The sequence below is a fragment of the Selenomonas sp. genome (assembly GCF_057272215.1).
Genome location: NZ_DBHIUY010000004.1, coordinates 206,697 through 233,056, shown reverse-complemented (window position 1 = coordinate 233,056; position 26,360 = coordinate 206,697). Strand labels below are relative to the sequence as shown.

Below are 26,360 nucleotides of genomic sequence, written 5' to 3'. Positions count from 1 at the left end.
GATTCATTTCTGCATTGTTTAGTTTTCAAGGAACACCGCCGAATTCTTTCGGCTGCTTGCCGCTCATTTGAGCTAGCTTATTTAGTATACTCGCTTCGGTGAATTTTGTCAAGCGCCGTTTTTATGTCCGCCAGGACTTAGGCGCTGTTCTTCTCCAAATCTTTCACTTACTGTCCGCTCTCTTCGCGACTTGACCTATTCTACACGAAGACTTCGCGCCTGTCAACATCTTTCTTTTCTTTCATTTTGTCCACTGGAATAGAACAAAAAAGAGGAGCCGCTTGCCACAGCCCCCCCTTTTTGTTCTTTCACTCTGCTTCTGTTTCCAGCTTCATCTCCACCACAGGCGCAGCGTCGCGCTTCCTCGCATAGAGCAGATAGTAGAGTCCCGCGCAAAGGAGTGCGGCTGCACCGCACGCGGCATAAATCCCCTCGAAACCAATGCCGTCCTTGAACGCGCCAAGCGCATAGGGACCGACGCCGAGACCGAGGTCGAGAGCGATAAAGTACGTCGATACGGCGACGCCGATGCGGTACTCGGTGACGAGCTTCACGCAGATCGCCTGCCCGTTTGACATGAACGTGCCGTAGCCGAGGCCAACGAACACGCCCGCAAGGAGAAGCGTCCAGCTTTGCGCCGTGACGCTCAGGAGCAGAAGCCCGATGGCAAGGCACGCATACGTCGGATACATCACGAAGTCCTCTCCCTTGCGGTCAAACATAACGCCGGCGACAGGACGTGCGAGCGTGATCGTCAGAGCGTAGACGAGGAAGAACACCGTGCCTGCGCCGATGAGGCCAAGTTCCTGCGCATACGTCGCCAAGAAGCTCAGGACGCTCGAATAGCTGATGCCCATGATGAACGCCACGATGGAAATGGATGTGACCTTCGGTTCTAAGAAGTTGCTGATACTGAACTTCTTAAGCTCTGCCTTCTTCTCTTCCGAAAGCTCCATCTCCGGCACCTTGAGGGCGACGATGGCGGCGAGGCAGACGACGAGCATGACGACACAGAAATCAATGATGTAATTGAACGTCATCGCATGTTGCATGAGCATACCGAGGAACGGGCCAATGGCGGCAGCGAGGCTCATGCTCAAAGCATAGTAGTTGATGCCCTCGCCGCGGCGTGTCACAGGAATGATGCTCGATACGATCGTGCTCGTCGCCGTCGAGGCGATGCCGTAGCCTATACCGTTCAGACAGCGCACGATGTAGAGCATGGAAAGGGAGTCGACAAAAAAGTACAGGAGCGTCGTGGCAAGATAGAAGATGATGCCCGCATAGAGCATGAACTTCCTTCCGTAAAGCTCGATGGAATGACCGGCGACCATACGTGCGAGCAATGTGCCGAGGATGAAGATGCCGGACGCCAGCCCTGCCTCGCTCATCGACGCATTGAGCGTCTTGATCGCTTCGGATGCGATGATGACCATGAGCATGTAATAGATGATATAGATCAAGAAGTTCACCAGGGTATCAAGAATGAACTCCTTCGTCCATAACTTTTCATGTTCCACGTTTAACAACGACCTTTCTTTGCCGAACGCGTTCCTTCACGCTGCGGCGATTTCTTAAGGAAACGCTGATAAAATGAAGTCGCCCAGATTTGCACAGATGCGCTGTTCCTATAGCGGTCAACGTCAGCCAATCATGCGGCGCACTTCGCGCTTGCATTCTTGGGACGTTTTCGCATACGAGCCGTTGCCCAATCGCCTGCGTCCTTCGGACTTGGCTCTTGGACGGCTCAGCAAGGAGACAAACCGCAGGCGTAGCGGTGCTACGTCGAGGATTTGTTGACGACGAGAGGACAGTGCAGATGTGTGAAGATGGGTGGCTGAATTTATCAGTGGTTCCGTAAAATGAACTGTACCCGATTATAAGCATCAGCCTCCGTTTTGTATAGCGCATAAAAAAGATGGAAGTTATCGCAAAAAGCGATAACTTCCCCGGCAATATTCTTTATTGTAACTTTCAGATCGTACTCTGATAGATCTTCTGAACATGTTCAACGTAAGTGCGAATATAGCGCAGGCGTGGGTTTTCCCTCTTATAGACAAGCACGGCGTCGAGCGTCAGCGCGGGGGCAAGGGAAGCGAAACCCGAAGTGATGCCCAGCGCTTCGATGAAGCGGCGCGGCAGAAGCGCACCCGCCGGGTTCTCCCGGCAGAAATGCACCATCGCATACGGCGTCGAAAGACGCGCCGCCGCCACGGGCATCACTTCACTGAAGTAGCGCTCATAGACGCGATTCATCGACGACTTCGCGGGATAAAACACGAGCGGCTGCTTCGCCGCCCAAGATCGTGCCGCATCGCCTTCGGCGCGCGCAAGGCAAGGCGCATAAAAAACGATGTCGTCATTGGAGAAATGCACGCACTCCCATCCGTCAAAACTCGTCTCTTCCAAGCGATAGACCGAGGCGACGTCGATGCGGTCTTCCAGAAGTCCGCGCCGAATCTCATCTTCCTCCATTTCAAAAACATTGAGGCAGATCTTCTCATTCTGCTTCTGAAAGTACGATACATGACGATTCATGTGAACATCGCCCAGAGCGCGAAGGACGGCGACATTCAGCTCGGCAGGCGTGTGCCTTACGCTTTCCTGCACCTCCGCCACCGCATCCCTCAGCTGCTCGACGCAAAGCTGCGCTTTCACCAGAAACGCCGCGCCCGCCTCCGTCAAGTCGCTGCCGCGCGTCGAGCGGCGGATCAAAGTGACGCCGACCGCCTCTTCGAGCTTCTTCATCTGCATACTGAACGCCGACTGTGTGATGTTCGCTTCCTGTGCGGCGAGCGAGAAATTCCTGACCCTGCCATAGATGATGAAACATTCCAACTGATGTATGCTAGGCAGTTCACTCATGCCGCAGCCTCCCTTCGACAGGAGAATTCCTCCCGCATTTTCTCGAAAACAAAAAGCGGCTTCTGCGCCTAAGCAGAAAGCCGCTTAAATACCCTATGGTGGAGACGAGGGGGATCGAACCCCTGACCTCTTGCATGCCATGCAAGCGCTCTCCCAGCTGAGCTACGCCCCCGTGGACAAGTTACTTTGCTAGTATACAGCACGAAAGGGAAAAGCGCAAGCTCTTTTTGCAAATTTATTTGCTCATTCTACTCGCAGTTTCCACATTCGCCCATCAAGTCCGATTCTGTTCCATCTGCAAACGATGCTGCGCCATTTGCAGCAGGAGCGGAGCATCGACATTCGTTACATGCCGCAGCGTATTTGGTGAAGTCAATATGGCGCTTACCGTTCGTTTCAGATCTTGAAAATCATCCTTTCTGATCTTCGCCTTTACACCTTTTGTTATATACACGTTATTAATATCCGTTTTTATAATCGGAAACATTTGCGACACATTAAAACAATTTTCTTTTCCTTTGAATTGATAGAAACGGAATTTCAAGGGCGCTCTTTTCGCTCGCTCCTTATATTTTTCTATACTGCTGCTGGTGATTGGGACTGCCCAATAAATTCCTTCTCTCGACGGATCAGCAAGAACTAAGCAGCACGGGCGCTTATTCTTTTGCGGAAATGTCGCTATTCTTGCTTGATATTGTGCCAATATATCAGGCTTTACAAAGATGCAATCCCCTACCTCCACATTTCCCGGTGATGCCAACTCTTTTGTCATATCTTCCTCCGCAAACCTTCAGGACATATATCCAAGAAGCCGAATAAATACGAAAGAGCAACCCGAATAAAGGCTGCTCTTTCAGTTAATCACTGCGTTTTATGATTCGCCGCAGGAGCGAGAGTTCAATCACTGCGTTTCGTGATTCGCCGCAGGAGCGAGAGTTCAACCACTGCGTTTTATGATTCGCCGCAGGAGCGAGAGTTCAATCACTGCGTTTTGATCCGCCGCAGGAGCGCCAGTTAATTCACTGCATTTTATGATTCGCCGCAGGAGCGACAACTCTTTTCAGCTATAGCTTATACAATATATCGCTGTTTGTCAAGATACCTTTCAGATGTTCGTCCGAAAGAACGCCCCATCGTCCACCATGAAAAGCAAGGCAATACGGACACGCTGCATTGACGTGAGCAAAACGCCATCATGCGCCCGGATATGCTTTTCGATAGCTGCCGTCGAGAATATGCTGCCACCATGCGCGGTTTTCCAGATACCATGCAATCGTGCGCTCGATGCCCTCTTCGAATCTCGTCTCGGGCAGCCAGCCGAGTTCCGTATGGATCTTCGTCGGATCGATCGCATAGCGGCGGTCGTGCCCCTTCCTGTCTGCCACATACGAGATGAGGTTCTCGGGCTTCTTCAAGGCGCGCAGGATGACCTTGACGACATCGATGTTGGCGCGTTCGTTGTGACCGCCGATGTTGTAGACCTCCCCCGTACGGCCCTTCTGCAGCACGAGGTCGATGGCACGGCAGTGATCCTCGACGTAGAGCCAGTCGCGCACATTGGCGCCATCGCCGTAGACGGGAAGTTTCTCGTCGGCAAGCGCTTTGACGATCATCAGCGGGATGAGTTTCTCGGGGAAATGGTACGGGCCATAGTTGTTCGAGCAGCGCGAGATCGTCACGGGCAGGTCGTATGTGCGGCTGTAAGCGAGCACGAGGAGATCGGCGCTCGCCTTCGAGGATGAATACGGGCTCGACGTATGCAAGGGCGTCTCCTCGGTGAAGAAGAGGTCGGGGCGGTCGAGCGGCAAATCGCCGTAGACCTCATCCGTCGATACCTGATGGTAGCGCGAAATGCCATACTCGCGGCAGGCATCCATGAGAACACTCGTGCCGATGATGTTTGTCTGCAGAAAGATCTCCGGCGTCTCGATCGAGCGGTCGACATGACTTTCCGCCGCGAAATTCACAACGATATCGGGTTTCTCGGCGCGAAAGAGCGCGTAGATCGCCTCGCGGTCGCAGATATTGCAGTGGACAAAATGAAAGCGCGGAATTTCTGCAAGGTCGCGCAGAGATTCATAGTCGCCCGCATACGTCAGCGCATCGACGCAAAGAATCTCTGCATCCGCGTGCGCCTTCATCATATAGTGGACGAAATTGCTGCCGATAAAACCGGCGCCGCCAGTCACAAGATACTTCACGCTTCTTCCTCCCCATAGACGAAATTGAGCTGCGTTTCCCGCTCGGCGAGCGTCGGCGCCGCCTCGTCCTTCGCCGAAAGAACCGTCGGCGCGATCTCCCAGTCAACGCCGATGGCAGGATCGCTCCAAAGAATATTGCCGTCGCACTCGGGCGCATAGTAATTGTCCGCTTTGTACTGCACCTCGACGTCGTCCGTCAGCGTAATGAATCCGTGCGCGAAACCGCGCGGAATCATCAGCTGCCGCTTGTTTTCCGCCGAAAGGCGCACGGAAACCCACTTCGCATACTGCGGCGATCCTTTTCGTATGTCAACGGCGACGTCTAAGATCTCGCCGCGCGTGCAGCGCAGGAGTTTCGCTTGCGCCATAGGATTCTTCTGGTAGTGAAGTCCGCGCAGCGTACCCTTTTCCGCTGAGAACGACTGATTGTCCTGCACGAAGTTGTAGAAGAGACCCGCCTCTTCCATCTTCTTTTTCGACCAGCTCTCCATGAACCAGCCGCGTGCATCGCCGAACACCTTCGGTTCCAAGATAAAGACGCCCTTGAGGCGCGTTTCCGTCACATTCATTCCTTAGTTCCCCTATCCCTTGACCAGCTGCTCCAAATAGCGTCCATAGTCATTCTTCATCAAAGGCTGCGCGAGGCGCAGAACCTGTTCCGCATCAATATGTCCCATGCGGTAGGCGATCTCCTCGATGCAGGCGATCTTGAGGCCCTGACGATCCTGAATCGTCTCGACGAACGTCGCCGCCTGCAGAAGCGATTCATGCGTGCCCGTATCGAGCCACGCGAACCCCCTGCGCATCTTCTCCACCTGAAGGTCGCCGCGCTCCAAGTACGCGCGGTTCACATCCGTGATCTCAAGCTCGCCGCGTGCCGACGGCTTGACTCCCTTCGCGATCTCTACGACATCGTTGTCGTAGAAGTACAGCCCCGTCACCGCATAATTCGAGCGCGGCGTCTCGGGCTTCTCCTCCAAACTGACAGCGCATCCCGTCTCATCAAACTCCACGACGCCGTAGCGCTTTGGATCGCGCACATAGTAAGCGAACACCGTCGCGCCCGCCTCGCGTGCCGCCGCACGCTGCAGGAGGCGCGCAAGATCGGCGCCGTAGAAGATGTTGTCGCCCAAGACGAGCGCACAGCCGTCGCCGCCGATGAAATTCTCGCCAATGAGGAACGCCTGCGCCAGACCGTCGGGGCTCGGCTGCACGGCGTAAGAGATGTGGATGCCCCACTGGCTGCCGTCGCCGAGCATGGCGGAAAACAGCGCGCTATCCTGCGGCGTCGTGATGACGAGGATATCCTCCAGTCCTGCAAGCATCAATGTGCTCAGCGGATAATAGATCATCGGCTTATCAAAAACAGGCATGAGCTGCTTCGACACGACCTTCGTCAGCGGATAGAGCCGCGTGCCTGAGCCGCCCGCCAAAATAATGCCTTTCTTCAGCACGAAATCACCTCTCGCACAATATGAACCTCAACCTTTTTGCCAGATCAATCCCATGAATTCGCTGTGGCGCTTCTTGATTTCCCGTGCGACGACACCTACAATCGTATTGACGAGATCCGCTGAATAATTCTTCTGCGTCATCGGGATACAAGCGTCAAGAATGACGGACGTATCGGGCGCGAGATAATACTTAAACAGCTTGTTGCCGTTGTTCAGACGCATGATGAAATTCGTCACCTCATAGGCGTTGTCATCGTTCAGCGCCTTCGGCGCGAGATTGGCGCGCACGATCACATAGATCGTATCGTCGAAAATGACCCCGAGCGGCACATACTGCCCCTGCACCTCAACGGTCGAGCGAAAGATCACGCTCTCATGCTCATCGCCAAGCTCCTCGCGCTCAAAACTGTCAATCTTATGCCGCTGCAAATACCGCTTGAACTTCTCCGCTGCCTCTACCATAAAATTTCCTCCGTATATGCGAAATTCTTATCTTGCAATATTCCCCAAAGAGACAGGAAACTCCTGCCAAAGATTTATGGAAACACAGATAAAATGAAATCGTCCGAATCTGCACGAATGCGCTGCTTCCATAAAGAAAAGCAGCCCCGAAAGGCTGCTTTTCGCACACGTTGTTTTCCGAAACCTACTTTACCACCATCACAGGAACCTTCGACTCTTCGACGACCTTCTGACTGACGCTGCCGATCAAAGCGCCTTTGAAGAGACCGAGACCCCGACTGCCCATGATAATCATATCGCTCTTCTCCGAGTCGGCGATCTTCAAGATGGCTTTCGGTACATTGCCCGTTTCGACGTGCCTCGTCGTGCACATGTTCTCAGGAATCTTCTCCCAGATACGGTCAAAGACGAGATGGCTCGGAATGTCCTTGTTGATGTTGCTCGCCACATAGACGAAATCGAGACTTGCATTGCACTTCTCGGCAAAAGCGATCGCTTGATCCACAGCCTTGCAGCCATTGACCGAACCATCTACCGGCACGAGAATCTTGTTGATGCTGCCCATAGTAAACACCTCCAAGCGAACTTTTATTTCCTCTGTTGACTATTTCTATATCGAAGCGAAAATCCCTTTTTTATTTTACCATTTTTCTGAAAAAATTTCCTAAGGTCCACACAAAAGACAGACAAAAACCCGCTGCCGAAGCAACGGGTTTTCATACATCAAGGCGCGGAAATCGCGGAGACGGGACAGCCTTCCGCACATGCGCCGCATTCAACGCACTTCTCTGCGTCAATCACATACTGGGACTCACCCTCCGAGATCGCCTCGACGGGACAGGTACCAGCGCACGAACCGCACGAAATGCACTCTTCGCTAATCTTGTAAGCCATGACAGGACACCTCCTTTCGCAGCCGCGCTGCAAGCACGAGCTTGATCTTATCGCCTTCTCGCCTCTGCCGCACGACATAGGGAGACTGCTCATCTATCGGAAAAAAGTCTTTCGCGGGGCGTGTCCATTCAACCTCGCAGCAAAGACCGAGCGCCGCAAGGCGCTCCTTAGCCTTCTGCCACGGAATCCCCAAAACATCGACTTCTTCCATCAGACTTCCATGATTTCCTTTTCCTTGACGATACGCGCATCATCGACAGCTTTGATGTATTTGTCGACGAGCTTCTGCATATCGTCCTGCCCCTTCTTCGCCTCGTCCTCGGTGATTTCTTTCGCCTTTTCGAGCTTCTTCACCTGTTCATTCGCATCGCGGCGAATATTACGGATCGCGACTTTCGCGTCCTCCGTCTTCTTGTTCAGCGACTTCACAAGTTCCGTGCGGCGCTCCTGTGTGAGCTGCGGAATAGAAAGGCGTACCGCCGTGCCGTCGGAATTCGGCGTGAGACCAAGCTCCGACTTCATGATCGCCTTCTCAATGTCATGCAGAATCGTTTTTTCCCAAGGCGTGATCATGAGCATACGCGGCTCGGGTACGGCAATCGCCGCAACCTGGCTCACGGGCGTGGGCTGGCCGTAGTAATCAACCATCACGCGATCGAGGAGCGCAGGGGTTGCGCGTCCGGCACGCAGCGATCCAAAGTCGCGGCGCAGCGCTTCGAGCGTCTTCTTCATGCGGTCTTCCTGGGCATGGAAAATGTCCTTGATCATGCTTCTTCCCCCCCTACAATCGTGCCGATATCCTCGCCGACCGCAGCCTTGAGGATGTTTTCATACTTGTCAATATTGAATACGACGATGGGAATCTTGTTGTCCATGCAGAGACTCGTCGCTGTCGAATCCATGACGGCAAGACCGCGCTGCAGAACTTCAATGTACGCGAGACGCGTGAACTTCTTCGCCCCGGGATTCTTGCGCGGGTCGGAATCATAGACGCCGTCGACGCCCTTCTTCGCCATGAGGATGACGTCTGCCTCGATCTCGGCAGCGCGAAGAGCCGCCGTCGTATCGGTCGAGAAATACGGATTTCCCGTGCCCGCCGCCAAGATTACGACGCGCCCCTTTTCAAGATGGCGCACCGCCTTGCGGCGAATGTACGGCGCAGCGATCTGGCGCATCTCGATGGCGCTCTGCACGCGCGTATCGACGTCAATATTTTCGAGCGAACTCTGCAAGGCAAGCGAGTTCATGACCGTCGCCAGCATTCCCATATAGTCCGCCTGCGCACGATCCATGCCCTTGTCGCTCCCTGCGAGCCCGCGCCAGATATTGCCGCCGCCGACGACAACAGCAATGTCAATGCCGTGCTCACGCACCTTCTTGATTTCTGCCGCAATGGCGTCGACCGTAGGCAAATCAATACCAAAGCCCTGATTTCCGGCGAGAGACTCACCGCTGAGCTTCAAAACGACGCGTTTGTAGCTGGCAATATCCAAAATAATCGTCCCCCTTGCAGAAATCTTTCGATCACTGTCATCGTGCCGTTCCTTTTCCTATTCGACGGGATGGAAGATAATCCTTTTAGGAAACACGGATAAATTCAGCCCCCTGTCTTCAAAACGCAGGAAAAACGGCAGGAAAAAAGCTGCCGCACAGAAATCATTTTCAAAATCACCATGCGGCAGCTTTCCTTATTTCTTAGCCTTTGATCTGCGCAGCGACCTCAGCTGCGAAGTCCTCCGACTTCTTCTCCAGACCTTCGCCAAGCTCAAAGCGCACGAAGCGCTCTGCCTTGACGTCGCCAAGTACTTCCTTGACATTCTTGTCCGGATCCTTGACGAAGGGCTGCTCAAGCAAGCAAACTTCCTGATAGAACTTATTGATGCGTCCCTCGACCATACGTTCTACGATCTTCTCGGGCTTGCCCTCTTCAAGAGCCTGCGCACGCAGAACTTCCTTCTCATGCTCAAGCTCTTCCGCTTTCACGCCCGAACGATCGATCGCCGTCGGCGCCGAAGCTGCGATGTGCATGGCGACGTCCTTGCCGATCTCCGCCGTGCCGCCGGAAAGGTCGACGAGTACGCCGATCTTGCCGCCCATGTGGATGTAGCTCGCAATGCGACCCGAAGCATTTTCATAGCGCTCAAAACGGCGCAGAGAAATCTTCTCACCGATACTCGCAACAGCCTCCGTTACGATCTCCGCCACCGTCTTGCCATCAAGCGTGCTCGCGTTCAAGGCATCCATATCGGCAGGATTCGTCTCAGCGATGTGCTTGACGATCTTGTCGCAAAGCTCATGGAATTTCTCCGTGACAGCGACAAAGTCTGTCTCGCAGTTGATCTCGACGAGTGCAGCGACCTTCGCATCGTCCGCGACATAAGCCGCGACGACGCCTTCGGAAGCGATGCGGCCGGCCTTCTTCTCAGCCTTGGCAATACCCTTCTCGCGCAGGTAGTCGATCGCCTTGTCCATGTCGCCGTCGGTCTCCGTCAGCGCTTTTTTGCAGTCCATCATGCCTGCGCCCGTACGTTCGCGCAGCTCCTTGACCATCTTTGCGTCAATCTTTGCCATCTTGCGCCTCCTCGCCTGCACCTGCCTGCCCCTGACGACCCTCGACGACGGCGCTCGCCATCGCGCTCGTCAGAAGGCGGACGGCGCGAATCGCATCGTCGTTGCCCGGAATCACATAGTCAATCTCATCGGGATCGCAGTTCGTATCGACGATCGCGACGATGGGAATATTGAGCTTCTTTGCCTCGGCGACAGCGATGCGCTCCTTGCGCGGATCGACGACGAAGAGCGCACCCGGCAGGCGGTTCATCTCCTTGATGCCGCCGAGGAACTTCTCCAGCTTCGTCATCTCATGACGCAGCTGCAGGACTTCCTTCTTCGTCAGGACGTCAAACGTGCCGTCCTCTTCCATGCGCTCAAGATCCTTCAAGCGGCGGATGCGCTTCTGGATCGTCTGATAGTTCGTCAGCATGCCGCCGAGCCAGCGCTCGTTGACATAGAACATCTCAGCCTTCGTCGCCTCTTCCTTCACGGCGTCCTGCGCCTGCTTCTTCGTGCCGACGAAGAGAACGCTCTTGCCCTCTTCCGCCAAGCTGCGAAGGAAGTTGTACGCCTCGTCAACCTTGCGCACGGTCTTCTGCAAATCAATGATGTAGATGCCGTTCCTCTCCGTGAAGATGTACTTCGCCATCTTCGGGTTCCAACGACGGGTCTGATGTCCGAAATGGACGCCAGCCTCCAAAAGTTGTTTCATAGAAACTACTGCCATAATTGGTGCACCTCCTGTTTTTTCCTCCGCGCCCCTCATCCTCTGCACCACTCCCAAAGGAGCACAGGGCAGACGTCAGTGCGCGTGCGTTATATAGACACCGTGAAGAATTTTAGCATAGATGGGGTGGAAAAGCAAGTGGGAAAATCAATCTTCCTTCGGTAAGATCGTGTAGCTTTCGAGAGCCATGACGTCTTTGGCGACGACGGTCAGGCAGAGCGCGAGTTCGGCGGCGAGATGTGTTAAAGGCTCGGCGGCTTCCACGGCGCGTGCTATGCGTCCGGCGACTTCGATCTCATAGGCGCCCGCGTGCGCCTTGCTCTCCAAGCGGCGGATGTCGCGGCAGATCTTGATGGCGATGGTCTCGGGCGATTCGACCCTGCCCCGACCGTGGCAGTAGGGGCACGGGCTGTAGATGATGCTCTCTAAGTTCTGCCGCGACTTCTTGCGCGTGATCTCGATGAGGCCGAGCGCCGTGATATCGACGACGTTCGTCTTCGTGCGGTCGAAACGTACGCGGTCGCGCAGGAAGGCGAGGAGTTTCTCCTTCTGATCTTCGGCGTCCATGTCGATGAAGTCGACGAGGATGATGCCGCCGATATCTCTAAGGCGTATCTGCTTCAGGATCTCCGCCGCCGCTTCGAGGTTCGTGCGGTAGACTGTGTCGCCAAGGTTTGCGCTGCCGACGTAGCGCCCCGTGTTCACGTCGATGGCGGTCAGCGCCTCCGTCTTGTCGATGACGATGGAGCCGCCCGAGGGCAGCATGACCTCGCGCTCGCCGAGTCGCTCGATCTCCGTTTCAACGCCATAGCGGCGAAAGAGAGGCTCGCGCTCTTCATAGAGGTGAACACGCTCGGCAAGCTCCGGCGAAATGGATTCGACGAGTTCCGTCACACGGCGATACGCATCGGCATCGTCGATGTAGAGGGCATCGATTTCTTCCGTGAAGGAATCGCGCACAAGGCGCACGATGAGATCAGCATCACGGTAAAGCAGCGCCGGCGCTTTTGCCATCTTATTCTTCGCCTGCAGGGTCTGCCAGAGACGCACGAGGCGTTCGACGTCCTCCCGGAAGCTCTCTTCTGTCTGCCCGTGCGCGGCTGTTCGTATGATGAGGCCCATGCCCTCGGGGCATATACGAGCGGCAATCTCTTTGAGCCTTGTGCGCTCGACTTCGCCCTCGATACGGCGTGAGATGCCGATATAGGATGCCGTCGGCATGAGGACGACGTTCCTGCCGGGGATCGAAAGGTGCATCGTCGCACGCGGTCCTTTCGTACCGATAGCATCCTTCGTGATCTGCACGGGGATCCTTTGCCCGATGTGGATACGCGCCGCAGGCATCGTACCTTTCGCTCCTTCATGCGGCAGACCGTCGCCTATATAGAGGAACGCATTCTTCTCCCAGCCGATGTCAACGAAAGCCGCCTGCATCCCCGGCAGGACGTTCTGCACCTGTCCCTTGTAGATATTGCCGACGAGGTGCGACTGCGACTCGCGCTCGACCTCGACCGCCAGAAGCTCGTCGCTTTCCACGATCGCCATGCGCGTTTCTTCGGGGGTGCAGTTTACAAGAATGGTTTTCATCACATCAACTCCATCGTTGGGGAACTACACGCACAAACGTCCAGTTTCACGCTAAACTTTCAGGGGAAAATCGGTCTTACGATTCGATCAGGGCGAAAAGGTCTTTGCCGCCCGAAAGGAGCGCCGTGCGGTGGATCTTCGCCTGCTTCGGCTCTATGTTCAAGCCGAAGTCGTGCGCCAAGAGTTCGACCGCTTCGCCGGGCTTCAAACTGCCCGACGGCGTGACGGCGATGGCGATGGTCAAAAGCAGCTCTTGACCATCTTTTTCGACGTGCATTTTCTTCAGGTATGCCTTCGCATCAACCTCGCGCGTCTTTTTCGGCAGAATGCGGCGATAGATGACCTCCGGCGCGGCGAAAAAAGCAGCGACGGCGCACTGCGCCGCCTCCTCTGCTCCCGCATAGGGCACGCGCACGCAGTACTCGGCGCGATCAACCGCCGCCATCAGTGACTTTGCCTTGCCCTCGTAGGGCACAAGACGCAGCAGACGCACCCCCTTCGGCAAGGCGGCGGCAAGTCTGTCCCACGCTTCCGGTTGGGAGATGCGATGCGAAAGTTCCACGTCCATGACCTCAGCTTCACTCGTCACACCCACGGCGAGCGCCGAGGCGAAGGAAAACTTCATGTGCGGATTAAACCCCTCCGAGTAGGCGACAGGCAGTTTGGCGCGGCGAATCGCCCGCTCGATGAGAGCCGCATAGTCGAGATGCGAGATGAAGCGGATCTCCTCGCCCTTCGTCAAGAGTGCGCGCAGTTTCATGCCTCTGCCCTCCAATCGACAACCTCGCAATGAAGCGCAGGACAGACGCCGCAGCCCGTGCAGGCTTCACGGCGGCAATCGTGCGTGAGCGCCGCTTCCTGTGCACGCTGCCACTCGCGCCGTAAGAAGTCCTGCGATACGCCCGGACTTGTATGCGCCCACGGCAAAGCTTCATGCAGATCGCGCGTGCGCCGACTGTAGAACTCGGGCGCAACGCCGCAGCTTTGAAAAGCGTCCTTCCATACCTCGTCCTTGAACTGATCCGTCCAGCCGTCAAACTTCGCGCCGTTTCGCCACGCCGTTTCGATGACGGGTGCGAGTCTGCGGTCGCCGCGCGAAAGTGCGCCCTCTAGGACACTCGCTCGCGCATCGTGGTAATGGAAGGAAATGGCGCGGTCGCGTATGCTCGCCTTCAAAAGCTGCTGCCTGCGCTCAAACTCCTCCTGCGGCACCTGCGCGAACCATTGAAACGGCGTGTACGCCTTCGGCACGAAACACGAAACGGACACCGTGACCCTGACGCCGCGCTTTCCCTTGACTTCCTTGTAGCAATCGACGACCTTCTGCGCAAGCTCGGCGATGCCGACGACGTCTTCATCGCGCTCCGTCGGCAGCCCCATCATGAAATAGAGCTTGACCGCTTTCCACCCTTGCTCGAATGCCGTGCGCACCGAGTGCAGCAGGTCGTCTTCCGTCACATTCTTATTGATGACATCACGCAAGCGCTGCGTGCCCGCCTCGGGCGCGAACGTCAGACTGCTCTTTCGCACTTGCTGCAGGCGCTCGGCGATGTCAACGGAGAAACTGTCGATGCGCAAAGACGGCAGGGAAAAGCTCACGCGCTCCCCCTCTGTGTCTTTGAGCAATTCATCGACAAGCGGCGCAAGACATGAGTAATCGGCAGACGAGAGCGAGGTCAGTGACATCTCGTTGTAGCCTGTTGCGTCGAACAGTGTACGCGCCAGACGCTTGAGTGTCTCGGGGCGGCGCTCGCGTACGGGACGATACGCCATGCCCGCCTGGCAAAAGCGGCAGCCGCGCGTACAGCCGCGAAACAGCTCAAGCATGAGGCGATCATGGACAACACCGAGGTACGGCACGATGGGCTTTTCCAAGAACGGCGCTGCATCAAGATCGCGTACAATGCGCCGATGAATTTGCAGCGGTGCAGCTTCGTCGAGAACGCGCAGACCCGTGAACATGCCCGTTTCATCGTACTCGGGCGCATAAAAGGACGGCACGTAGACGCCTGCGACATTTGCGACGCGGCGCAGGAAGCCGCTTCTGCCGCCCAAACGCCCTTCCTTCTTCCACGCAAGCCATGCGTCGCATACCTCGACGACGATCTCCTCCCCATCGCCGAGCACGAAGAAGTCAAAGAAGTCGGCGATCGGCTCCGTATTATAGACGCAGGGACCGCCGCCAATGACGAAGGGATGCTCGTCCGTGCGCTCCGCCGCATGAAGAGGTATGCCTGCGAGATCGAGCATATTGAGCGTGTTCGTAATCAAAAGCTCGTACTGCAGAGAGAATCCGACAATGTCAAAGGAAGAAATTTCTCGGAATGTTTCCAGCGAAAAGAGCGGTATATTGCGACGGCGCATCTCCGCTTCCATATCGAGCCAAGGTGCATAAACACGTTCCGCCGCGACATCATCGCGGCGGTTCAAAATCTCATAGAGAATTTTCAGCCCGAGGTTTGACATGCCGACCTCATAGACGTCCGCCATCGCAAGTGCAATGCGGCAAAGGACGGCTGAGGAGTCTTTCGGCTGCGCGTTCCATTCGCCGCCCGTATAGCGTGCGGGCTTCTCCACAGCCTGAAGCATATCCTGTTCCAACTTGACCATAAATCCTCCCATGAAGCTAAAATAAAAGTTTTGCCTTTCGCATGTGAATATTAAGCAAAATCGTGATCGCAAGCAAATTTGTCGTCAACGAGCTGACGCCGTAACTCATGAGCGGCAGCGGTATACCCGTAACGGGCATGATGCCCGTCGTCATGCCGACGTTGACGAGGACGTGAAACGCGAGCATCGAAGTGATGCCGACGGCAAGGAGCCGACCGAAAGCGTCGCTGGCATCACGCGCAATCTTCACGCCGCGCCAAAGCACGACGAGGTACAAGAGAAGAAGTACGGCTGCGCCGATGAATCCCAGCTCTTCGCCCACGACAGCGAAGATGAAGTCTGTGTGGTTCTCCGGCAGGAAGTTCAGCTGGCTTTGCGTGCCGCCGAAAAGCCCCTTGCCAAAAAGCAGTCCCGAGCCGATGGCAATCTTCGATTGAATGATATGATAGCCGGATCCCAAGGGATCGACGCTCGGATCGAGAAAAACTTTGAGCCGCATCTTCTGATAGTCCTTCAAGAAGAGCCAGAGAAGCGGCGACGCCGCGACGCCCGCCGCGAATGATACGGCGAGGATGCGAAGATTCACCCCCGCCACGAAAATCATGCCAAGAAGAATTGCGATAAATACGAGCGAAGTGCCAAGGTCGGGCTGCTTCAATACGAGGAAGAATGGCAGCGCCACATAACCGACGACAGGCAAGATATCATGCAAAGTGTTGAGCTTTCCAACACGATCTTCCAAGAGAGCGGCAAGTGCGATGATCATGATGATTTTCGAAAACTCCGACGGCTGCAGCGTAATGGGACCGAGCTGGATCCAACGCTGCGCACCGAGCGCCGTCTGCCCGATCAGCATGACAAGGAGCAGCATGACGACATTGACGATGTAGAGATTCCTGCCGTATCTTTGCAGCGCCTTATAGTCAAAATTCATCAAAAAGATCGCAAAAAGTACATTCAAGACGACGAACACGCCCTGCTTCTGGACAAACCAATAGTGCTCGCCGTCGGCGGTATTGATGTGCGTAGCGCTGCTGATGACGACGAGGCTCATGACGATGATCGCCGCCGTCGCGCCGATCAAGGTGAAGTCCATGCGCCTGAGCCAACGCTTGTTCATTTTCCTCTGCGCCTCCGATTCTTAAAACCCAGGATTTGTCTTGGGCTTCATCTTGCTCACGGGAATGTTCGCGATGAGCGCGACGGAATCCTGATCGTTGGCAAGCGAAATCTCCATATCCTTCTGGTTGATTTCCACATAGTTGGAAATGACACGGATGATGTCGTTTTTGATCTTATCCATGACCTCCGGCGACACGCTCAAGCGATCGTGAATCAAGACGACTTTAAGTCGATCATGCGCGATCTGGCGCGACGATTTTCCCTGTTTGCCGAAGATCTTGAGCAACGCCTCAATCATCGCGCTTCCCCCTTCCGAGAATCATATTCTTCAAACGCTGTAAAAAGCTCTCGTTCGGCACTTCGAGGAACGGTACGTCCTCCCCCATGATGCGCGAGACGACGTTGGCATACGCCTTGCCCGCAAGCGAATTCACATTGTCAATGACAGGTTCGCCGCGATTTGCCGAATCAATGACCTTTTCATCGTCAGGCACTTGTCCGATGCACGGCAGCGACAGAATATCATTGATCGCATCCATATCGAGCATCGTGCCGTCTTTGACCATCTGTGCGCGGATACGGTTGACGACGAGTTTGATCTCCTTGCCGTCGTTTTGCAGACGACCGATGATCTTATCGGCGTCACGCACGGCGGCGATCTCGGGCATCGTGACGACGATCGCCCAATCCGCTGCGATGACCGCCGTCTGGAATCCCTGCTCGATGCCCGCCGGGCAATCGACGATGATATAGTCGAACTCATCCTTCATCTCGGCGATGAGTTCCTTCATCTGCTCAGGCTCGATCGCCGATTTATCCGCCACCTGCGACGTCGGCATCAAAAAGAGCGTCTCGTACTTCTTATGCCGCACGAGCGCCCTCTTGTACGTCGTGCGCTTCTGTATGACATCGACGAGCGTATAGACGATACGGCGCTCAAGCCCCAAGAGCAAATCGAGATTCCTAAGCCCCGTATCGGTGTCGATAAGCACGACTTTCTTGCCGCGCTTCGCAAGCCCCACGCCAATATTCGCCGTGGTTGTCGTCTTGCCGACCCCGCCTTTTCCCGAAGTGATAACGATAACTTCTGCCATCGGCTGCTTCCTACCTTTCTATCGGTTCGATAACGATTTGTCCATCCTTTACGAGCGCCCGCTCGGCAAGCTCAGGCTTTTCATACTGCTCGGGCGATTGTGCGATGACGTCGGCGATGCGAATCTGCACAGGCATCAGATGATCGGCGATGATGCAGGCGCTCCTGTCGCCGTAAGCGCCCGCATGGACGATGCCGCGGCAGGTGCCGCGTATGTCGATGCTGCCGCCCGCGATGACCTGCGCACCGGGATTCACATTCCCCAAGATGAGCACCGAGCCGCGGCTCTGCACCTCCTGCCCGCCGCGAAGCGTGCGGTTCACGACGAGCATCTGCGTGTCCTTGAACGTCTCGTCCTCCGGCGCCGACGCTTCTGCTTTCGAAAGCGCCGCCTCGTTTCCGACAGACGGCAGAGCGCCCGCGCCGCCACTTGCCGCGGCTCCTCTCAAAGCGCCGGATAAAGCAGTTTTTGCACCCGATTCCGCCTTCATCTCTCGAAAATACAAGCCATGCTGCAAAAAGAGCTTCTTGAGAACGAGGCTTTCCTTCGCCGTAAACGTCCCTGTACGCCACTCAATGACGGTACCGCGCCGAAAAAACAGTGCGCTTGATTCCAACTTCTCACGAATCTCCCGCTCGACGGCGGAAAACTCAGGCTTTCCCGTAAGTACGAGCAGAAGCCCCGTTTTCAGCCCCTTGAACAATACGCTTTCTTTCTCCATGATTTCCTCGCTTTATGCGTGTGCGGCGATGCGCCGCATGAAGGATTCCAGAAACGACTGCGGCATCTTTGCCTGCATCATTTCTCCCTGATTAACGTTTCTATTATATCAAGTTTTTTGCCTCGCCGCCACTTCTTGACGGACAGCTTTGACTTCGGGCGTATCGAGATTGAATGCCGCATCAAGGATCTTCTTGCCAATCGGCACGGCGGACAGAGATCCGAAGCCGCCCTGCTCGACGATGACGGCGACGACTATCGTCGGGTTGCTGAAAGGTCCGTAGGCGACAAACCAGCCATGATCGCGCCCGTGTGAGTTTTCCGCCGTTCCCGTCTTTCCTGCAATGTCAATCGGATACATCGCGCCAAAAGCCGCCGCTGCCGTACCGTACTTTGTGACGTCACGAAGCCCCTGCTGCACGAGGGAGATGACCTCGGGGCGCACGTCAAGTCTGCCGATGCGCTTAGGCTTGATCGTATCGACCGTCTTGCCGTCGGGGCCGATGATGCGCTGCACGAGATGCGGCTGATAGCGGTCGCCGTTTGCTGCAATCGCGCCCATGACCTGCGCCGCCTGCAGGGGCGTCACGAGATCGAAGCCCTGCCCAATCGCCGCATCGAAAGTCTCGGAAAGATACCAATCGTCCTCGTAAACCTTCTTTTTGTACTCGCGGCTCGGCACAAGCCCTTCAGCCTCATAGGGCAGGTCAATGCCCGTTTTAGAGCCAATACCGAACATGCGCGCGTATTCGCCGATACGGTCGACGCCAAGGCGGTTGCCCATCTCATAGAAGTAGACATTGTCCGAGTGGGCGAGCGCCTGAATGAAGTTGATCGGACCGAGCGCTTCGCCGCCCGCGTTGCCTTTCGGAATGATCCAGTGGCGTCCGGAATCGTAAATGATCTCGTTCGGCGAGACGACGTTCTCCTGCAAAGCAGCGGTGCCCGTGACAATCTTGAAGGTCGATCCCGGCGGATACTCGCCTGTGATCGCCTTGTTGTCCATCGGATGATACGGGTTTTCGTTGATGAGCTTCCAATCTTTCGTCGATATGCCATTGACGAAAAGGTTCGGATCAAAGGACGGACGGCTCACGAGAGCGAGCACCTCTCCCGTCTGCGGATTCAGAACGACGGCTGCCGCCGCATTGGCGCCGATGGCAGAAAGCTGCTGATCAATGGCGCGCTCGGCTGCAACTTGAATCATTGCGTCAATCGTCAAGACGAGGTCGTTCCCCGCGACCGGCGCCTTCGTGCCGAGATTGTTCACCGGCTTGCCCGCGACATCGACTTCCACCTGCCTGCCGCCGTCCGTGCCGCGCACCTCTTTGTCGTAGATGCGCTCCAAGCCGAATTTGCCGATAATATCGCCCGACTTATAGCCTTCATCCTTGCGCTTTTCAAGTTCCTCGTTGCTGATTTCGCTGACGTAGCCGAATATGTGCGCCCCCCACGTCTTGTAAACGTAGTCGCGGATCGGCTGCGCCTCGATCATGACGCCGGGATACTTGTCGCGCTGTTCCTCAACGATCGTATAGACTTCCGGTCCGACGTCCTGCTTGATGCGTATAGGATCGAATCCCACATGCGCGTCAATCTTCTTGTGAATCTCTTCCGTCGGCACATGAAGGAGGGCGGACAAACGCTCGATGACGTCTTCAGGGACCGCTCCCGACAAAGGCAGAAGCGAAACGGTGAAGCTCGGCCGGTTCATGACGAGCGGCGTACCGTTGCGGTCAAAAAAGTTGCCGCGCGGCGCAACGCTCGGAATGATGCGGATGCGGTTGCCGTCGGCAAGGCTCGCGTAATAATTGCCGTCGTATATCTGGAGATAGACGAGCCGCAGAAGAAGCACGATGATGACGGCGACGATGACGCCGCCGAGCACACGCATACGCCCTGCATACTCGTTTTCATTTTCTTCCAAAGGTATATCTCCCCATTCAGACAATAAGACACCTCGCGAGGTGCCTTGATCCTTTTCCTTTCCTTGCAGGGAAGCGGCGCACGGGACGTCATCTCCCCCCGCGCCGCTTCTTCGTCCATTCCTGCATACGATTCGTCGCACGGTAGACGGGATAGGCAAAGAAAATGTTGAAGCAGAGCGCCGGAAGAAGCGTCTTGCCAATGTAGAGCAGACTGAAACTGTAGCCAAGAAGCAGCATGAGGACGAGCACGAAGAAGTAATGCGCCGTCGTCGCCCACATCGTTGCCATCGCAGGCAGGAACACAGGATCCTTGAACACGTTTCGGGAAAAAGCGCCCGTAACATAGCCGATGATCGTCAAGACAAACACGTCCATGCCGAAGAACATGCCCGTCGCAAGATCCTGCAAAAGCCCTGTCATGAAGCCTAAAAATGCACCGCGGCGCGCACCGTAAAGGAGGCTCCACGAGACGGTAAAGACCAGCATGAGATTCACTGAAACGCCGTTCCACGAAAAAATCGGGAAAAGCGACGTCTGCAAAACGAAGAGTCCCAGCACGAACGCCATCCACAGAAGAATCTTGCGGTAGCTGATCATGGGCGCGCACCTGCCTCGCGTTTTTGACTGCTCTGCGGCTGCACAGCAGGCTGCTCGTTCTGCTGGCGCCGGGTCGGCTGCTGCGGTGCGGCAGGCTGCGGTTTCGTCGGCGTCGGAGCCGGCTGCGCCGCTTGGCGCTGCGCCTCTTCCGCCTCGCGCTTTGCCTGCTCCGCCGCCGCCTTCACTGCAGCCGGATCCGTTTCCGTACCCGGCGTCTGCGGCGGCGGTGTAATCGGCGCGGGTGGCGCTTCGCGCGACGCTACAATGACGACGACATCCTCCAAGCGTTGAAAATCAACGGCAGGCTCCAAAACCGCATACTTTAAGAGCCCTCCCTCATCGTTCTTCAATGCCTTGACCGTACCGACAAGGACGCCCTTGGGGTAGACGCCGCCGTAGCCCGAAGTCACGACAACATCGCCCTCGACGACATCGGCAGACTTGGGGATATTCTTCATGCGCGGCATCAAAGCGTTCGCAGGATCCCCTTCGACGATACCTGCAACGCGCGACTCCTGCCGCTGCACGAGAGTACCGACAGCCGCACGCGGGTCAAGGATCAGCTGCACCTTCGAGGAGTACGGAGCCGCCTCGACGACGACGCCGACAAGCCCCTTCTCCGTCACTACAGGCATGTTCTCATGTACGCCGCTCGCCGTGCCTCGATCAATGACGATGACACCCGACCATGTCGCATAATCGCGTCCGATGACACGCGCCGCCACGAGGTCAAACTGCGTCTTTTCCTGTTTGTAGCCAAGAAGAGCCTTGAGACGCGCATTCTCGGCAAACGCCTCATTTGCTTCGAGGTTCTGTACGCGCAGCGCCTCCACCTCGTTTTTCAGCAGACAGTTTTGATCGTAGACGTAATAAACTTCCCAAAACTCCGTACTGAGATGATGCACCTTGTCGCCCACCCAAGCCGTAACCGATTGGAAAGGACGCAGCACCGTCAACGCAGCGCGGCTCAGGAATGGGGACTGGAATCTGCCTCTGCCCGCAAAAAAAATCAAGCAGAGGATACAAACGAGCGAAACGAGAAGCAGCCAAACCTTGCGGCTCGACTCCTGATCATCTCTGCGTATGCGGCTCATTGTCTCAGCTTCTTGGAAATCATCACGACGCGCTTCAGAAGCTCGATGTTTTCAAGCGACTTGCCCGTGCCTTCGCCCACACAGGACAGAGGATCTTCCGCGATGAGGACAGGCATCCCCGTCTCATGGCTCAGAAGCTTGTCGAGGTTCGTCAACAGCGCCCCGCCGCCCGTCATCATGATGCCGTGATCCATGACGTCGGCAGCAAGCTCCGGCGGCGTCTTTTCAAGCGTGCCCTTGACGGCGTCAACGATCTTATAGATCGGCTCGTTCAAAGCATCACGCACCTCGCTCGCACGGATGGAGAGCGTCTTGGGCAGACCGCTGACGAGGTCGCGCCCGCGGATGTCCATTTCACGATCAACATCGGGCGTCACGATAGCAGAGCCGATCGTGATCTTGATCTCCTCCGCCGTACGCTCACCGATCATGAGGTTGTACTGGCGCTTGATATACTGTACGATGGAAGAATCCATCTCGTCGCCGCCGATGCGGATCGAGCGGCTCGTGACGATGCCGCCGAGCGATATGACGGCGATCTCCGTCGTGCCGCCGCCGATGTCAACGACCATGCTGCCCGTCGCTTCCTCTACGGGAAGCCCTGCGCCGATCGCCGCTGCCATCGGCTCTTCGATCAAATACGCCTCACGCGCCCCCGCCTGCTGCGCCGCATCGATGACAGCGCGTTTTTCCACCTCTGTCACGCCCGAGGGCACGCCGACGACGACGCGCGGACGCACAAAAGACTTCGTATTCATCGACTTTCGAATGAAGTACTTGAGCATCGCCTGCGTCACGTCGAAGTCAGCGATGACGCCGTCCTTCATCGGACGAATGGCGATAATATTGCCCGGCGTCCTGCCGATCATGCGCTTTGCGTCCTCACCGACGGCAAGAACTTCGCCGTTCTCACTCTTTATCGCTACGACAGACGGCTCGCGCAGTACGATGCCTCTGCCCTTCACATGCACCAATGTATTCGCGGTTCCAAGGTCGATGCCCATATCACGGGACAAGCCACCAAAAAGACTCCACATGTTGAAATAAAACTCCCTTCTCTTTGCACACACTCTGTATGTATCTGTAAAAATCTGTCAAAAAGCCTTGTCAATCATAGCTATAATGGCTGATGAAGATACGAGTTCTATTGTATCATACCTTCTTCTTTTAGGGAAATAAATTTATCATAACCTAAGACGATATGGTCAAGCACGGGGATGCCCATGACCGCCCCCGCTTCCACCATACGGCGCGTCAAGGCGATATCCTCACGGCTTGGCGTCGGATCACCCGACGGATGATTGTGCACGAGAATGACAGAAGCCGCCGCCCACTCAATCGCCGCCTGAAACACCTCGCGCGGCTGCGCGATCGAATTTGTGAGCGTGCCTACGGAAATCGTCTTGAGGCCAAGGATATGATTCTTCATGTTCAAAAGCAGCACAGCGAAGTGCTCCCTTCGCTCGAAACGAAACCGCGGCATGACATAATTTGCAGCATCGGCAGGCTCGTGTACGATCACTTGCTGCTCCGCCGCCTTGTACGCAAGACGACGCCCAAGCTCCACGGCGGCGAGGATTGTCGCCGCCTTCGCCATGCCTACCCCCTTGATCGAGGAAAGCTCTCGCACACTCATCTGCGTGACGGCAGAGAGACCGCGCTCCTTATACAGCGAGAGCACCTTCTCCGCCACATGCAGCGCCGAATCGTCCCGGACGCCCGTGCGCAGAAGAACGGCGAGCAGCTCCGTGTTGGAAAGGCTCGCCGCACCCGCCGCCAAGAGCTTCTCGCGCGGCCGTTCATCTTCGGGCAAATCACGCACCAGAAACGCCATAGAGATCGACCCCCGCTTTTTTTGCAAGTTCTGCCGTACAGTGAAGCGGCAGACCGACGACATTCGAAAAAGATCCTTCGATACGCTCGACAAAGACGGCGGCGCCCCCCTGCACCGCATAGGCGCCCGCCTTGCCCAGCGGCTCGCCCGTCGCCACATAACGCGCGATCACCGCCTCAGAAAGCGGCGCAAAAAACACATGCGTCTTGGCGACTGCGGAAAACTCCCGTCCCGCTTTCACCCAAACGACGCCGGTCAAAACCTCGTGCCTACATCCCGAAAGCGCCAAGAGCATCGCTCGCGCCTCCGCTTCATCCGCAGGCTTTCCGAAGATGCGCCCATTGAGCGCAACGACGGTATCCGCGCCGAGAACAGGCAGTCCCGTATGCGCCGCCACGGCACGCGCCTTGATGCCTGCATTGGCGAGGACGAGTTCTTTCGCATCCTTCGCCTCACGCATTTCCTCCGCCTCACTCGCCTCCACGCGAAACGATGCGCCGATTTGCGCAAGAAGGTCTCGGCGGCGAGGTGAAGCCGATGCCAAGATAAACACAGGAATCGCCTCCTCAATAGCGCCGGAAAAGAACGAGTGCAACGATGACGCCGATAAGGCTCATGATATTCGGCGTGAAGGAAAAGCCGAAGTTCACGCTGACGACGAAAAGATCCATCGCCACAGGCGCTAAAACGAACGCCGGATGCGTGTCGGAAAGAAGCGGCGCGATAGACGAAAGAGCATCCACGCCGCGCAAAGCCTCGCCCAAGAGACCGCCAAGCACCGCGCCCGTCAAGATGAATACAGCACATATACCAAAACCGCGCCCCGAAGAAAACTTCACAAAAATCCCCCCAAAGGAAACACCGCTTGCTTCGGCGGCTTCTTGGAGAATCTCTGATAAATCCAGCCGCCCATCTTCGCATATCCATCCGGCGGCTTCCTTTTATCAGCGCTTCCCCGGACCCATCGACAGTCAAACGGCGCTGCATGATTAATTGCTCCTGTTTTTTTCTAGCCGCGCAACATAAATCCTGCTCGACTAAGGTCATTTCTTTCATGCCGTACAGACGAAAAAAACCTCCCCCGCGAACGAGGGAGGCAAAAAAGTCATTACATGAGGTAGCGCAAATAGACGTAGACCGTCGATGTAAGGATCGTCAGAATCATCAGCGGGAAGCCGATTGCCATGAAGCGGACAAACGTCATGGGAACGCCTCTCTCCGCCGCCATGCCGGCGACGATAACGTTTGCAGATGCGCCGATGATCGTGCCGTTGCCGCCAAGGCAGGCGCCGAGCGCAAGGCTCCACCAGACCGGTTCAAGATTCGAAACACCCATCGAACCCATGTCCTGAATCAGCGGAATCATCGTCGCGACAAACGGAATATTGTCGAGGAACGCCGAGACGATCGCACTCATCCAGAGGACGAGCATCGAAGTTTTCGTCACGTCACCGCCCGTGAGGTTGACGCCCTGCACCGCGAGATCACGGATGACGCCCGTCTCCACAAGACCGCCGACGGCGATAAAGAGACCGATGAAGAAGAAGATCGTCGGCCACTCGACGCCGTGCATCGCGTGCTCGACAAACTCTTCCTTGCCGACCAAAAGAAGCAGCAGGAACGCGCCCGCAATCGCGATAAGCGAAGACTCAAGACCCGTGAGCGAATGGAGGAAGAACATCAAGATGACAAGCCCGAGCACGAACAGGCACTTCCTTAGAAGCGGAATATCCTTAAGCTCGTCCCATTCGTTTTCCTGCATCACGAGAGCCTTAAGCTCCGGCTTTGTCGTCAGATGCTTACGATAGAGCAGGACGAAGATCGCTGTGATGAGAATGAGGTTGATGATCGAAATGATCGCGAGGTTCTCGATGAACGCCGCGAAAGTCAGCTCCTTGACGGCGCTGCCGATCATGATATTCGGCGGATCGCCAATGAGCGTCGCCGTGCCGCCGACATTCGATGCGATGACCTGCGCCAAAAGGTACGGCATGACATCGACGTGGAGTTTCGTCGTGATACTGAACGTGACCGGCACCATCAAGAGCACCGTCGTCACGTTATCAAGGAATGCCGAGCAGACAGCCGTGATCAGCGACAAGTAGATCAAGAGGTTCACAGGGTCAGCCTTTGCCCTCTTTGCCGCCCAGACGGCGATGAAATTGAACAGCCCTGTCTTGCTCGTGATGGCGACGATGATCATCATGCCGATCAAAAGCCCGAGCGTGTTGAAGTCGATGTGGTGGACGGCGGTCTCCTGCGTCATGATGCCCATGACGATCATGAGGATCGCGCCGATCATCGCAATGATCGTACGGTGAATCTTCTCTGAGACGATCACCGCATACATCGCGACGAAAATAATACCAGCTATTGTTTCCTGTTCCATAAAAACCTCCTTGCATCTTAGACTGCCAATAAGCACGACAGTCCTACACACACGCTGCCCGCCTTTCTCCGTCAAGCTGGAGAGGCAAAAGAACGGCGGACAGCCGACCGAAAAATAGACGGAGCCCTTGTTTGAACAGACTCCGCCTAAATTTCACTTATTTAACTCTTCCGTGCCTATTATAGCAGATTATCATACATTTGGGAAGAGGGGCTTCTTAATTCTTCCG

29 protein-coding genes and 1 tRNA gene are annotated in these 26,360 nt (G+C 55.9%); all 30 read right to left on the bottom strand.

Annotated features, from left to right (window positions below; genetic code table 11):
- Positions 1–308 precede the first annotated feature (308 nt).
- Positions 309–1,520 (bottom strand): MFS transporter, encoded by a 1,212-nt coding sequence (locus tag ACO5Z0_RS05415; RefSeq protein WP_485649478.1) that lies wholly within the window; start codon positions 1,518–1,520, stop codon positions 309–311.
- 454 nt (positions 1,521–1,974) lie between these two features.
- Entirely contained in the window at positions 1,975–2,865 is an 891-nt protein-coding gene (locus tag ACO5Z0_RS05410; protein WP_485649477.1) for a LysR family transcriptional regulator, read from the bottom strand.
- Positions 2,866–2,961: 96 nt separating this feature from the next.
- Positions 2,962–3,037: transfer RNA gene (locus ACO5Z0_RS05405), tRNA-Ala, on the bottom strand.
- A gap of 102 nt (positions 3,038–3,139) precedes the next feature.
- On the bottom strand, positions 3,140–3,637 hold the full coding sequence (locus ACO5Z0_RS05400; RefSeq protein ID WP_485649476.1) for a hypothetical protein: 498 nt from the start codon (positions 3,635–3,637) through the stop codon (positions 3,140–3,142).
- A gap of 421 nt (positions 3,638–4,058) precedes the next feature.
- Complete coding sequence (rfbB, locus tag ACO5Z0_RS05395; RefSeq protein ID WP_485649475.1) at positions 4,059–5,066, bottom strand: dTDP-glucose 4,6-dehydratase; 1,008 nt, start codon at positions 5,064–5,066, stop codon at positions 4,059–4,061.
- Positions 5,063–5,635, bottom strand: coding sequence for a dTDP-4-dehydrorhamnose 3,5-epimerase (rfbC, locus tag ACO5Z0_RS05390; RefSeq protein ID WP_485649474.1), 573 nt, complete (start codon positions 5,633–5,635; stop codon positions 5,063–5,065). Before rfbC ends, rfbB begins: the two co-directional genes overlap by 4 nt.
- A 12-nt stretch (positions 5,636–5,647) precedes the next feature.
- Positions 5,648–6,520 (bottom strand): glucose-1-phosphate thymidylyltransferase RfbA, encoded by an 873-nt coding sequence (rfbA, locus tag ACO5Z0_RS05385; RefSeq protein WP_485649473.1) that lies wholly within the window; start codon positions 6,518–6,520, stop codon positions 5,648–5,650.
- A 27-nt stretch (positions 6,521–6,547) separates the two neighbouring features.
- Positions 6,548–6,982, bottom strand: a complete 435-nt coding sequence (locus ACO5Z0_RS05380) for a hypothetical protein (protein ID WP_442676104.1) — start codon at positions 6,980–6,982, stop codon at positions 6,548–6,550.
- A 184-nt stretch (positions 6,983–7,166) separates the two neighbouring features.
- Positions 7,167–7,547, bottom strand: a complete 381-nt coding sequence (locus ACO5Z0_RS05375) for a universal stress protein (protein WP_485649472.1) — start codon at positions 7,545–7,547, stop codon at positions 7,167–7,169.
- A 158-nt stretch (positions 7,548–7,705) separates the two neighbouring features.
- Positions 7,706–7,876 carry a DUF362 domain-containing protein gene (locus ACO5Z0_RS05370; protein ID WP_442672893.1) on the bottom strand — a complete coding sequence of 57 codons (171 nt, stop codon included), beginning with the start codon at positions 7,874–7,876 and terminating at the stop codon, positions 7,706–7,708.
- On the bottom strand, positions 7,860–8,087 hold the full coding sequence (locus ACO5Z0_RS05365) for a PASTA domain-containing protein (protein ID WP_442672892.1): 228 nt from the start codon (positions 8,085–8,087) through the stop codon (positions 7,860–7,862). The genes ACO5Z0_RS05370 and ACO5Z0_RS05365 overlap by 17 nt, the downstream gene beginning before the upstream one ends.
- Positions 8,087–8,644, bottom strand: a complete 558-nt coding sequence (gene frr / locus ACO5Z0_RS05360; RefSeq protein ID WP_442672891.1) for a ribosome recycling factor — start codon at positions 8,642–8,644, stop codon at positions 8,087–8,089. The genes ACO5Z0_RS05365 and frr overlap by 1 nt, the downstream gene beginning before the upstream one ends.
- Complete coding sequence (pyrH, locus tag ACO5Z0_RS05355) at positions 8,641–9,369, bottom strand: UMP kinase (RefSeq protein ID WP_442672890.1); 729 nt, start codon at positions 9,367–9,369, stop codon at positions 8,641–8,643. The genes frr and pyrH overlap by 4 nt, the downstream gene beginning before the upstream one ends.
- Before the next feature lie 202 nt (positions 9,370–9,571).
- Entirely contained in the window at positions 9,572–10,447 is an 876-nt protein-coding gene (gene tsf, locus ACO5Z0_RS05350; RefSeq protein WP_442672889.1) for a translation elongation factor Ts, read from the bottom strand.
- Positions 10,434–11,156, bottom strand: a complete 723-nt coding sequence (gene rpsB / locus ACO5Z0_RS05345; protein WP_442672888.1) for a 30S ribosomal protein S2 — start codon at positions 11,154–11,156, stop codon at positions 10,434–10,436. The genes tsf and rpsB overlap by 14 nt, the downstream gene beginning before the upstream one ends.
- Before the next feature lie 147 nt (positions 11,157–11,303).
- Positions 11,304–12,743 (bottom strand): Rne/Rng family ribonuclease, encoded by a 1,440-nt coding sequence (locus ACO5Z0_RS05340; protein WP_485649471.1) that lies wholly within the window; start codon positions 12,741–12,743, stop codon positions 11,304–11,306.
- 76 nt (positions 12,744–12,819) lie between these two features.
- Positions 12,820–13,503: a TIGR03936 family radical SAM-associated protein gene (locus tag ACO5Z0_RS05335; protein ID WP_485649470.1), complete on the bottom strand. Its 684-nt coding sequence runs from the start codon at positions 13,501–13,503 to the stop codon at positions 12,820–12,822.
- Positions 13,500–15,353: a TIGR03960 family B12-binding radical SAM protein gene (locus tag ACO5Z0_RS05330; RefSeq protein WP_442672885.1), complete on the bottom strand. Its 1,854-nt coding sequence runs from the start codon at positions 15,351–15,353 to the stop codon at positions 13,500–13,502. Before ACO5Z0_RS05330 ends, ACO5Z0_RS05335 begins: the two co-directional genes overlap by 4 nt.
- 16 nt (positions 15,354–15,369) lie before the next feature.
- On the bottom strand, positions 15,370–16,473 hold the full coding sequence (rodA, locus tag ACO5Z0_RS05325) for a rod shape-determining protein RodA (protein WP_442672884.1): 1,104 nt from the start codon (positions 16,471–16,473) through the stop codon (positions 15,370–15,372).
- A gap of 21 nt (positions 16,474–16,494) precedes the next feature.
- A complete protein-coding gene (minE, locus tag ACO5Z0_RS05320) occupies positions 16,495–16,773 on the bottom strand; it encodes a cell division topological specificity factor MinE (RefSeq protein ID WP_485649469.1) in 279 nt (92 codons plus the stop codon).
- Positions 16,766–17,569 carry a septum site-determining protein MinD gene (gene minD, locus ACO5Z0_RS05315; RefSeq protein ID WP_442672882.1) on the bottom strand — a complete coding sequence of 268 codons (804 nt, stop codon included), beginning with the start codon at positions 17,567–17,569 and terminating at the stop codon, positions 16,766–16,768. Before minD ends, minE begins: the two co-directional genes overlap by 8 nt.
- Positions 17,570–17,579: 10 nt before the next feature.
- On the bottom strand, positions 17,580–18,290 hold the full coding sequence (gene minC, locus ACO5Z0_RS05310) for a septum site-determining protein MinC (RefSeq protein WP_442672881.1): 711 nt from the start codon (positions 18,288–18,290) through the stop codon (positions 17,580–17,582).
- 108 nt (positions 18,291–18,398) lie between these two features.
- Positions 18,399–20,183: a penicillin-binding protein 2 gene (gene mrdA / locus ACO5Z0_RS05305; RefSeq protein ID WP_485649484.1), complete on the bottom strand. Its 1,785-nt coding sequence runs from the start codon at positions 20,181–20,183 to the stop codon at positions 18,399–18,401.
- 121 nt (positions 20,184–20,304) lie between these two features.
- Positions 20,305–20,814: a rod shape-determining protein MreD gene (mreD, locus tag ACO5Z0_RS05300; protein WP_485649468.1), complete on the bottom strand. Its 510-nt coding sequence runs from the start codon at positions 20,812–20,814 to the stop codon at positions 20,305–20,307.
- Positions 20,811–21,908, bottom strand: a complete 1,098-nt coding sequence (gene mreC, locus ACO5Z0_RS05295; RefSeq protein WP_485649467.1) for a rod shape-determining protein MreC — start codon at positions 21,906–21,908, stop codon at positions 20,811–20,813. The genes mreD and mreC overlap by 4 nt, the downstream gene beginning before the upstream one ends.
- The gene (locus ACO5Z0_RS05290; RefSeq protein WP_037370520.1) at positions 21,905–22,945 is read right to left on the bottom strand and encodes a rod shape-determining protein; all 1,041 of its coding nucleotides are present in this window, start codon (positions 22,943–22,945) and stop codon (positions 21,905–21,907) included. Before ACO5Z0_RS05290 ends, mreC begins: the two co-directional genes overlap by 4 nt.
- A 107-nt stretch (positions 22,946–23,052) precedes the next feature.
- Positions 23,053–23,742, bottom strand: a complete 690-nt coding sequence (radC, locus tag ACO5Z0_RS05285) for a RadC family protein (RefSeq protein ID WP_485649466.1) — start codon at positions 23,740–23,742, stop codon at positions 23,053–23,055.
- A complete protein-coding gene (locus tag ACO5Z0_RS05280) occupies positions 23,723–24,295 on the bottom strand; it encodes a Maf family protein (protein ID WP_485649465.1) in 573 nt (190 codons plus the stop codon). Before ACO5Z0_RS05280 ends, radC begins: the two co-directional genes overlap by 20 nt.
- Before the next feature lie 13 nt (positions 24,296–24,308).
- Positions 24,309–24,581, bottom strand: a complete 273-nt coding sequence (locus tag ACO5Z0_RS05275; RefSeq protein WP_485649464.1) for a DUF4321 domain-containing protein — start codon at positions 24,579–24,581, stop codon at positions 24,309–24,311.
- 269 nt (positions 24,582–24,850) lie between these two features.
- Entirely contained in the window at positions 24,851–26,131 is a 1,281-nt protein-coding gene (locus tag ACO5Z0_RS05270) for an ArsB/NhaD family transporter (protein ID WP_442673391.1), read from the bottom strand.
- Positions 26,132–26,360: the final 229 nt, after the last annotated feature.